Genomic DNA, 8915 nt, shown 5'->3' with positions numbered 1-8915 from the left:
AACTGTTCGGCGACCGCCCCTGGCCGAACAGGTCCACTGCCCGCACGGCGATCTTCGAGTGGATCGAGGGCTGGTACAACTTGCACCGGCTGCACGGCAGCCTCGGCTACCGCAGCCCCGCCGACTACGAAGCCGCCCTGGCGGCCTGACCACCACACCGATGGTGTCCGTCAAAGCGAAACAAGCTCACTTGACCGCGTCATCCGGATCGATCTGCTCGTCCTCGCACCCCTCAACGAACCAGAGAACATCGACCAAAGCCTCCGCCAGAGCACGGGTCAGCGACGGATACACAGGCATCGGAACGATCTCCCATCAGGCGGCTGACAGAGCGCGGCCATCTCACCACACGCCACTGACATCACTGTCAGTGAGCCGCCCACAGAAAGTGGACCAGAGCCCGTCCTCAGGGAGAGTTCATGGGCTTATGCCCGCCTCCCGTTGAGGTTGAGGCAGGGCGAGGGTGGTGTTGAATATGGCTCCATGAGCGAGAGTGGGCGTGCGGCGAGCCGGACGGCGGTGCTGGTCTGCCAGGGGCGGGCGGCCGCGAACGGGATAACTGCTGCAGGCCAGTTCGCGGATCCGGTGGCGGTAGCGCTGCTGCGTGTCGAGGAACGTACGCCCGTGGACGAGGTACGCGCGAACACTCCGCCCAAGGGCTGGCAGGAGCGCACCGCGTACGAGAGTGTGCGGGCGTGTGCCGAGGTGGTCGTGCCACGGACGGTCGCGATCGACGAGGCACTGCGCGCCCACGTGACCGGTCAGCTCGTGATCCTCGGCGCCGGCCTGGACACGCGCGCGTGGCGTCTGCCCGAACTCGCGCAGACGGATGTGTGGGAGGTCGACCATCCGGCCTCCCAGCAAGACAAGCACGCCCGCCTTGCCGAGGCCGCGCCAGTGCTCCGAGGACCGGATGAGGGCGATCTCCTCGCCGCCGAGCTACCGGCCATCGCCCGTTCCGTGCGGTTCACGCCGGTCGATTTCGCCGTCGATGATCTCGGTGCGGCGTTGGATGCCGCCGGGCACGACCCAGCCGCGCCGACGACATGGTTGTGGGAGGGCGTCGTCCCGTACCTCACGCGCGACGAGGTGCGCGCCACGGTGGCCGCACTCGCCGCCCGGTCGGTCCCGGGCAGTGCACTCGTCGTCAACTACCAGGCGCCGTCGGCGAGGGCGGCCGCAGGGCGGCTGCTGACACGCGTGCTCGGCAGTTCCGTCACATCGGGCGAGCCGTGGCGCTCGCTGTGGAGGCCGCAGCGGATGGCCGCACTGCTCGCGGAGTACGGCCTGCGGGTGGTGTCGGACGACAACCTCCTCACCCTCGCGCATACCCTCGGCAGCCCGGCACGCGGGCGGACGTCCTTGCAGTCGGGTCGCGTAGCCGTCGCAGAGCGACACTGACCTGAGGATCGCCCTTCCGCATTTTCCCGCAGCCGTTCGCCGCACGGCGGCGTGCCTTTATCGCCGGCCCGCAGGCCATCATGAATGTGCGGCGCTACTTCGGGATCGGGCTGGGGCTTGGTGTGGCTCTCTACACCGGGAGCCGGTTCGAGTATCTGGCCGGTGGGGGAGACCGGCCTGTGGCCGCCGGCCGGATCATGGCGGAGGACCTGGTCGCGGTGCGGACCTTGCCGGTCACCGTTTCGGCGTCTGTCGTGCTGGACAGAGGACTACAAGGAGCGCCACGTTGTCGCGTGCGGGATCAACAGACTGAAGCGCCACCGGGCCGTGGCCACGCGATACGACAAGCTCGCGGTCCGCTTCCAGGCCACTGTGCTGGTCGCAGCAATCAACGAGTGGCTGTGACCAGCACAGTCCCACGCTCTGGTCTCAGCTCTCTTGCAGCACCGTCCGGATCACGTGCCGGGCATTGTGCGCCATCGCCGGGTTCGTCTTCCGGTAGTACGGCAGCGCGATCAGTGCCTGCGAGAGTGTCCGTCCCCGGCCGCGGATCCAGGTCGCGTTGTCCACGCTCAGCGCCTCTCGGAAGACTTCCCTCGCATTGGCCGGCAGCAGATTCCACGCTGGGAACAGATCGCAGGCCGGATCGCCCGCCCCCAGGCAGCCGAAGTCGATTACCGAGGTCAGCCTGCCACCGTCTACCAGCAGGTTGCCCGGCATGAGATCGGCGTGCAGCCACACCGGCGGCCTGTCCCAGCCGGGGGCCCGCAGCGCCTCCTCCCACACGGCTGTGGCGGCATCGCAGTCGACGCCCTCTTGTGGGATCCCGCGCAGCTGCTCGATCCCCGCCCGGGTCTCAGCGTCGAGCGAAGCGACCGGTCCCCCGCGGTGGGCCTGCGGCGCACGCGGCAGGGTGATGCTGCGCATCGCCGCCACGAACTCGGCCAGATCCTCGGCCAGCAGCACCGGCTCGCTCAGGGCTCCCGCCTCGGGATTCTCCCCCGCTAGCCACCGGTATACCGACCACGGCCACGGGTATCCCTCCGCGGGCTCCCCATCCCCGAGCGCCTCGGGGATGGGCGTAGGCAGGTGAGGCGCGAGCCGGGGCAGCCACGTCCGCTCCATCGACACGTCGTTGGCCCCGCCCTGCACGAGCGGCAGCCGTACGACCATGTCATCGCCCAGCCGGTACATGGCGTTGACCGTCCCGCCGGACGGAAACCGCTCGACCGCCAGCCCCGCCCACTGCGGGAACTGCCCGGCGATCAGCCGCCGTACAAGGTCGACGTCGATGGGATGCATGCCGGGATGCATCTGCCCAGTGTTCATGGCACGTCATCCGACCGCCGGACACCGGCGAGCGTCAATCGCTTTTCCGGCGGCACCACTTTCGCAACACGCTTTAAAGCGCGTTGCAGAAGGACGTGAACAGGGCATCTCCATGGTACGGCTGGGGTGTTGAGGGCCGAGCGGGTGTGGGTGGAGGCGTTCACCGGGCTGCGGGTTGAGCAGTTCGGGCGGCTGCTGAAGGCGGTGCGGGAACGCGGCGGTGAGAGCTGCGGTTGGGGGCGACCGTGGCGGTTGCCGTTGGCCGAGCGGGTGCTGCTGGTGGCTGTCTACTACCGCACGAACCTCACCATGCGGCAGCTCGCGCCGCTGTTCGGGGTCTCGCCGGCCACAGTGTGCCGGGTGATCCAGCGGCTTGGCCCGCTCCTCGCGCTCGAGCCCGTCCGGGCGCCGCAGGATGCCACCGAGCGTTTATGGATCGTGGACGGCACCCTCATTCCGGTCCGCGACCGCAGGGTGGGCACGTCCTCACGCAACTACCGGTTCTCGGCGAACGTGCAGGTCATCGTGGACGCGGACACGCGCCTGGTGGTGGCCCCCGCCCGCCCGGTGCCGGGGACCACCGCGGATGCGAAGGCCTGGCGGGACTCGGGCCTGGCCGAGCACTGCCAGAGCGTCACCGTGCTCGGCGACGGCGCCTACATCAACACTGGCCTCATCGTCCCGCACTGCAAACGGCCCGGACGGCCGCTGCTGAAGGGCGAGGAAGAGGACAACGTCGCCCACCGAAAGGTCCGCGCCCGCGTCGAGCACGTCATCGGCCGGCTGAAGAACTACAAGATCCTCCGCGACTGCAGGCAACACGGCGACGGCCTCCACCACGCCGTCCAGGCCGTCGCCCGCATGCACAACCTCGCCCTCACCGCATGACCAGACACGCCAACAGCCCAGCTCAGGCTGCCTGATCACAGCCTTCTGCAACACGCTTTAGTGCCGTGGCCGCATACGTTCGCCGGGTTGGCGGTTGGATGAGTGGTGATGTTTGTTCCGACTCATCCGGTGGGGCGGGACGACTACTGAGAACCACGGCCTGGTCCCACAGTCCGGGCAGCACATGGCTCAACGCTGACGCCGTCTCGGAAACAGTGCGCTGAACGTTCCGCTGAGAATCGATGCGAAGAGCAGCCATCCCCATGACGCCGCCCCGAGCCGATGCGAAACCACCACCACGTAGGCGAAGCAGCCGAGGCCACCGCCCACCAGGCAGAACGCAAAGCCGCGAAGCCCGAACCACCACCTGGGGCGATCTATCTCAGGAGTCACACCAGGCATTATCCACGCTCGCTGGCAGGCCACGAGAACTCAGGAGCGATCGTCTCTGCAACACGGCGAACCTCTGCGGTCACAGCACTAGACATCCACCGGCGGCACCGAGGCCAAGCGGCGCTGCGCAGCGGCTTGGATCTCGGAAGGACCGCGTGCCCATTCGATCGTGCGGCCGGCCACAGTCGCCACCGGCCGGTCCCAGCAGGAGCGGACCGCCGCCGGACGGCGTATGCCGAGTTCGGTCCGCGCCCAGTCCGGAAGGAGCCCGACAGCGGCATTCATCAGCAGGCGCACGACCAGCCGTTCACGTCCGGTCCGGCCGAAGCCCCGGAGAAACCGCACGGAGTCCGACGCGGCTCGGGTCGCACGGAGTTGGGGACGTGTTCGGTCCAGGTAGCGCTCGACCTCCCGAGTGTTGCAGGGCACCTTCTCCGCGCCCAGCATCTCGGCGACCGGGGCGACCTGGCGGTAGTACGCGTCGCACTCGGCAGGCGTCAGCCGCAACCGCTGTGGCGCGTACGACTGGTAACCCGCCAGGAAGCTGCGCACCTCCGCGATGTGCACCCAGGTCAGCAGTTCGGGGTCGTCCGCGCGGTAGGGCCGCCCGTCCGGGGCGGTGCCGCGCACCCGGGTGTGAATCCGGCGCACCAAGGCGATCGACTCGTGTGCGGCCGGCGCGGAGCCGAAGGTCGTCGTGGTGACGAACCGCGCGGTGCCGATGAGACGGCCGACCGGATCGGACCGGAAATCCGAGTGCTGGTCGACCCCGGCCATGGCCAGAGGGTGCAGTGACTGGAGCATCAGCGCCGCGAACCCGCCGATGAGCATGCCGGTCGGATGTCCGTGCACCCGCCAGGCAGGATCGCCCGGGACGATCCCGAGCAGCCCGGGATCACCGGCCGGACCCTCGTACCGTTCCAGTTTGAGGTCCCCACCATGCACGGTCGCCTTGAGCTCCTCGGCGATCCGGGTCCTCAGCCCCACAAACACCTCCGCGATCCGATGCGCACCGCCACTGCATCGCCATTCTCTCCGGTCGACCCGACGATGGTCCGTGGGATGGCCACGAACCTGACCATGTCTCCGCCCGCGCCGTGTGCAGCCCCGGCCATGGGCGGTCAGCCTGGGCGGCAGCGTGTCCGAAGTGACAGCAAAATCGAACAAGCGATCTAATGCCGGTATGGATGCGACCGACTTCCCTGATGACCTTGTCCAGGTGCAGTACGCCTGGAACGCCACCTACGATGCGCTCGCCGCGCCCCGGTCACCTGACACCACGGCCCTGCGCCGCCGCCTGCTGCGCCTGTCCGTACGTCTGTGGTGGCACCCCTACTGGAAGACCGTCCCCTCGGTGCCGGCGGCGCGCATCGGGCTGCGGCAGCTGGCCCGCACCCGGGGAGCCGTCCGAGCCGCATGACGAACCGGCGGGTGCCCTCGCCCGACCAGGAGCAGTGTCGCGACACGGGTTGCGCCTACGGTTGCGCCGTCTGTTGCGGGTATGGGTTGCGCCTGGGTTGTGCCTGGCCCCAGACATCCCTGTTGTGGCCGCTTTCTCCCATGCACTGGCTGGAGCTGGGGGAGAGGGACGGGCGGGACGGGCGGCGCGGAAGCAGCCGGGGATCGGGGCGCACTCGCCGTGGGTGCGTGTCGGCCGGGGCCGTGCGGCGTCCGGCCCGGTCTACTGCGGTGCACCCAGGTTGGTGCCGGCGGCGAGCGCGGCTGCTTCTCCGCGTGAGGTCACGTCCAGTTTTCGTAGCAGGCCTGCGACGTGGAACTTGACGGTGCTCTCCGTGATACCGAGCTCGGCCGCGATCGCCTTGTTGCGTCTGCCCTGGGCGACCAGGTGGAGCACCTCGCGCTCGCGGCGGTTGAGGGCTGCCAGACGTGTCTCATCGCTCCGATTGGCGGGAGGCTCGAGAGGGAGGCCGATTGTCGCGTGGCTGCCCCATCCCGGGACCGCGTCCAGAGTGACCGCGGCACCCAACGTCTGTGCGCGGCCCTCGAGTTGCCGCTGCAGGGCCGGCACGTCTAGTTTCCCGGATTCCTGGTCACGTACGTCGACCACCAGCGAGGCGCCCGGGCAGCTCCAGGCGATGCGCAGGCGAGTCAGGTCGGGCTGGGCGATGAAGGCCAGCACGGTGGCGCGCGTCATCGCGCGTGCCGCGTAGGCGATCTCGCCCGGCAGCGGGCGTCCGTCCTTCGGCGGGGCCGCAAACTCGATGTGCGCCTCGTGATGGCGCAGCATCTGCCGGAGGTCCTTGCGCAGCGTCGCGAAGGCCGCATGGGCAGTCTCCTGCGACAACTCCTGGTCGGACTTCTGCATGGAACGCAACGCGATCAACGCGGCGGACGCCGTATCGGTGGCAGCCAGCCGCGCCCTGGCGTCATCGAGCCCGGACGAGCGCAGCGTGGACAGAATGGCCACGAGCGAGGTTTCGTGTGCAGCCACCATCTCGGTGATGGTGCGTGCCCGTTCGCTGGACGCGGCACGGGACTCTGCCAGGTAGTCGGGACTGGCCTGGGCGACCTGCTGCCGGATCGATGTTGCCACGATGCCGAAGACCGTCGACAACTCCGCGGGGTACGGGACCGGCCTCTGAGAACTCTGCGGAACGAGCAGGAGCAGCGTGTCGCCCCGGTCCCGCACCGTCCACACCGGGCGCTGAGCGCCACCGATCCTGGCAGTGGTGCTCAGGGCCCGGCCGGGCTCGACGACCCGCTTGAGGTCTTCGAGCTCATCGATGGTGACCTTGTGGATCAGGTCGGCGGCTCCGGCGACCTTGCGTGGACGTCCCGTGCACTCGCGAGTGAAGATCACGAGCGCTGCGTGCGGCCACCGGTGGGACAGGAGCCGGGAGAAACGGGGAGCGATGTCGTGCAACGGGCCGTCGATGACTTCCCGGAGCAGGAGAAGACCATCGGTTGAGGCCTGCGGATCTGGCATTCCGCCGACCCTACACTCTCCACCCCACTGTTCGAAGGTCGAGGATTTCCTGTCCACAAGACCAGGATCCCGGTGATCTCCACAGGGTTAGGTTCGCTGAGGCATGCACCGGACTGCATGCGCTTGTATCCACGAACGACGAAGGAATAGTTGCGATGCCTCAGCAGGTCCGCGGCGTGATCGCCCGCTCGAAGGGAGCTCCGGCCGAGCTCACCGACATCGTGATCCCGGACCCGGGTCCCGGCGAGGTCGTCGTTGCCGTGGCGGCCTGCGGGGTCTGCCACACCGACCTCACCTACCGGGACGGCGGGATCAGCGACGACTATCCCTTCCTGCTCGGCCACGAGGCGGCCGGCACCGTCGAGAGCGTCGGGGCAGGCGTCGACTCCGTCAAACCCGGCGACTTCGTCGTCCTGAACTGGAGGGCGGTGTGCGGGCAGTGCCGCGCCTGCAAGCGCGGCCGCCCGCAGTACTGCTTCGACACGTTCAACGCCGCCCAGAAGATGACTCTGCTCGACGGCACGGAACTCAACCCCGCCCTGGGCATCGGCGCGTTCGCCGACAAGACCCTCGTCCACGCGGGGCAGTGCACCAAGGTGGACCCCTCTGCGGACCCCGCGGTCGTCGGCCTCCTGGGGTGCGGTGTCATGGCCGGGCTCGGGGCGGCGGTCAACACCGGAGCCGTGGGCCGAGGCGACTCGGTGGCGGTGATCGGCTGCGGCGGCGTGGGCGACGCCGCGATCGTCGGGGCCCGCCTGGCCGGCGCCTCGAAGATCATCGCTGTCGATCGAGAGGACCAGAAGCTCACATGGGCCCGAGAGCTCGGCGCCACCCACACGGTCAACGCCACCAACCAGGACATCGTCACCGCGGTCACGGAACTGACCGGCGGCTTCGGCGCCGATGTCGTCATCGACGCCGTGGGCCGTCCCGAAACGTGGCAGCAGGCGTTCTACGCACGCGACCTCGCAGGGACCGTCGTCCTCGTCGGCGTCCCAACCCCGGACATGCGCCTGGACATGCCGCTTCTCGACTTCTTCTCCCGCGGCGGCAGCCTCAAGTCGTCGTGGTACGGCGACTGTCTGCCCGAACGGGACTTCCCCATGCTCGTCGACCTCTACCAGCAAGGCCGGCTGCCGCTGGACAAATTTGTCACCGAACGCATCAGCCTCGACGCGGTCGAGGAAGCCTTCCACACCATGCACACCGGCAGCGTGCTGCGCTCGGTGGTGGTCCGGTGAGCGGCGCCCTGCGTATTGAACGCGTTGTCACCAGCGGGGTCTTCGAACTCGACGGGGGCACGTGGAACGTCGACAACAACGTCTGGCTCGTCGGCGACGACCACGACGTCGTCGTCGTGGACGCGGCCCATGACGATGCCCCGATCGTGGAAGCGGTGGGCAACCGGCGCGTAGCAGCGATCGTGTGTACCCACGGACACAACGACCACATCTCGGTCGCGCCCCAACTTGGTGACCGCCTCGACGCCCCGGTCCTGCTGCACCCGGCAGACCGCCCACTGTGGGAGATGACCCACCCGAGCCGAACGTTCCAGGAGACGGTCGACGGCGAACGAATCGCCGTGGCGGGGACGACCCTGGAAGTGATCCACACCCCCGGACACTCGCCCGGCTCGGTCTGCCTCCACCTGCCCGAGGCCCACGCTCTGTTCTCCGGCGACACCCTGTTCGCCGGTGGACCGGGTGCAACAGGCCGATCGTTCTCGGACTTCCCGACGATCATCACGTCCATCCGTGACCTGCTGTTCCCCCTGGCCGGGAACACCCTCGTCCACACCGGACACGGAGACACCACGACCATCCAGAACGAAGCACCCCACCTGGATGAATGGATCCGCCGCGGCCACTGAGCCCTCGCCCCAGGCGCCAATCACTGGATCTCCTGCACATCCGCTCCGCTGCCACTTCTCCCGTGTCGGTTGGAGAACGAGTAAGAG

General features: G+C 68.6%; 9 protein-coding genes and 1 pseudogene. 7 read left to right on the top strand and 3 right to left on the bottom strand.

Annotated features, from left to right (window positions below; genetic code table 11):
• The first annotated feature begins 2 nt into the window (after window positions 1–2).
• From ACIQMV_RS32910 to ACIQMV_RS32900, 3 genes and pseudogenes are all read left to right on the top strand, one after another.
• Complete coding sequence (locus ACIQMV_RS32910; RefSeq protein WP_402596893.1) at window positions 3–149, top strand: IS3 family transposase; 147 nt, start codon at window positions 3–5, stop codon at window positions 147–149.
• A gap of 334 nt (window positions 150–483) precedes the next feature.
• Window positions 484–1401: a class I SAM-dependent methyltransferase gene (locus ACIQMV_RS32905; RefSeq protein ID WP_402596887.1), complete on the top strand. Its 918-nt coding sequence runs from the start codon at window positions 484–486 to the stop codon at window positions 1399–1401.
• A gap of 80 nt (window positions 1402–1481) precedes the next feature.
• Window positions 1482–1649, top strand: a pseudogene (locus tag ACIQMV_RS32900) (DUF6308 family protein); the annotation flags it as partial.
• A gap of 181 nt (window positions 1650–1830) precedes the next feature.
• Here ACIQMV_RS32900 and ACIQMV_RS32895 read toward each other — a convergent pair.
• On the bottom strand, window positions 1831–2730 hold the full coding sequence (locus ACIQMV_RS32895) for an aminoglycoside phosphotransferase family protein (protein ID WP_402596886.1): 900 nt from the start codon (window positions 2728–2730) through the stop codon (window positions 1831–1833).
• Window positions 2731–2856: 126 nt separating this feature from the next.
• Between ACIQMV_RS32895 and ACIQMV_RS32890 the strand changes: the two genes are divergently transcribed.
• Window positions 2857–3618, top strand: coding sequence for a transposase family protein (locus ACIQMV_RS32890; protein ID WP_402596885.1), 762 nt, complete (start codon window positions 2857–2859; stop codon window positions 3616–3618).
• A 480-nt stretch (window positions 3619–4098) separates the two neighbouring features.
• On the opposite strand, the gene ACIQMV_RS32885 is transcribed toward ACIQMV_RS32890, so the two are convergent.
• Window positions 4099–4998 (bottom strand): oxygenase MpaB family protein, encoded by a 900-nt coding sequence (locus ACIQMV_RS32885; protein WP_401781673.1) that lies wholly within the window; start codon window positions 4996–4998, stop codon window positions 4099–4101.
• A gap of 196 nt (window positions 4999–5194) precedes the next feature.
• On the opposite strand from ACIQMV_RS32885, the gene ACIQMV_RS32880 reads away from it, so the two are divergent.
• The gene (locus ACIQMV_RS32880) at window positions 5195–5431 is read left to right on the top strand and encodes a hypothetical protein (protein ID WP_401781675.1); all 237 of its coding nucleotides are present in this window, start codon (window positions 5195–5197) and stop codon (window positions 5429–5431) included.
• A gap of 261 nt (window positions 5432–5692) precedes the next feature.
• On the opposite strand, the gene ACIQMV_RS32875 is transcribed toward ACIQMV_RS32880, so the two are convergent.
• Entirely contained in the window at window positions 5693–6958 is a 1266-nt protein-coding gene (locus tag ACIQMV_RS32875; RefSeq protein ID WP_402596884.1) for a LuxR C-terminal-related transcriptional regulator, read from the bottom strand.
• Between the two features lie 155 nt (window positions 6959–7113).
• Between ACIQMV_RS32875 and ACIQMV_RS32870 the strand changes: the two genes are divergently transcribed.
• Entirely contained in the window at window positions 7114–8199 is a 1086-nt protein-coding gene (locus tag ACIQMV_RS32870; RefSeq protein ID WP_402596883.1) for an S-(hydroxymethyl)mycothiol dehydrogenase, read from the top strand.
• A complete protein-coding gene (locus ACIQMV_RS32865; protein ID WP_402596882.1) occupies window positions 8196–8828 on the top strand; it encodes an MBL fold metallo-hydrolase in 633 nt (210 codons plus the stop codon). The genes ACIQMV_RS32870 and ACIQMV_RS32865 overlap by 4 nt, the downstream gene beginning before the upstream one ends.
• Window positions 8829–8915 lie beyond the last annotated feature (87 nt).

Source organism: Streptomyces sp. NPDC091412 (genome assembly GCF_044756885.1).
Lineage (GTDB): Bacteria > Actinomycetota > Actinomycetes > Streptomycetales > Streptomycetaceae > Streptomyces.
Note: the sequence above shows the minus strand (reverse complement) of the source record. Positions and strands in the feature narration are given on the sequence as shown.

Coding starts and splice junctions, on each gene's coding strand:
- ACIQMV_RS32880 (WP_401781675.1), top strand. CDS start 5,195: ATGGATGCGACCGACTTCCCTGATGACCTTGTCCAGGTGCAGTACGCC.
- ACIQMV_RS32895 (WP_402596886.1), bottom strand. CDS start 2,730: ATGAACACTGGGCAGATGCATCCCGGCATGCATCCCATCGACGTCGAC.
- ACIQMV_RS32870 (WP_402596883.1), top strand. CDS start 7,114: ATGCCTCAGCAGGTCCGCGGCGTGATCGCCCGCTCGAAGGGAGCTCCG.
- ACIQMV_RS32875 (WP_402596884.1), bottom strand. CDS start 6,958: ATGCCAGATCCGCAGGCCTCAACCGATGGTCTTCTCCTGCTCCGGGAA.
- ACIQMV_RS32905 (WP_402596887.1), top strand. CDS start 484: ATGAGCGAGAGTGGGCGTGCGGCGAGCCGGACGGCGGTGCTGGTCTGC.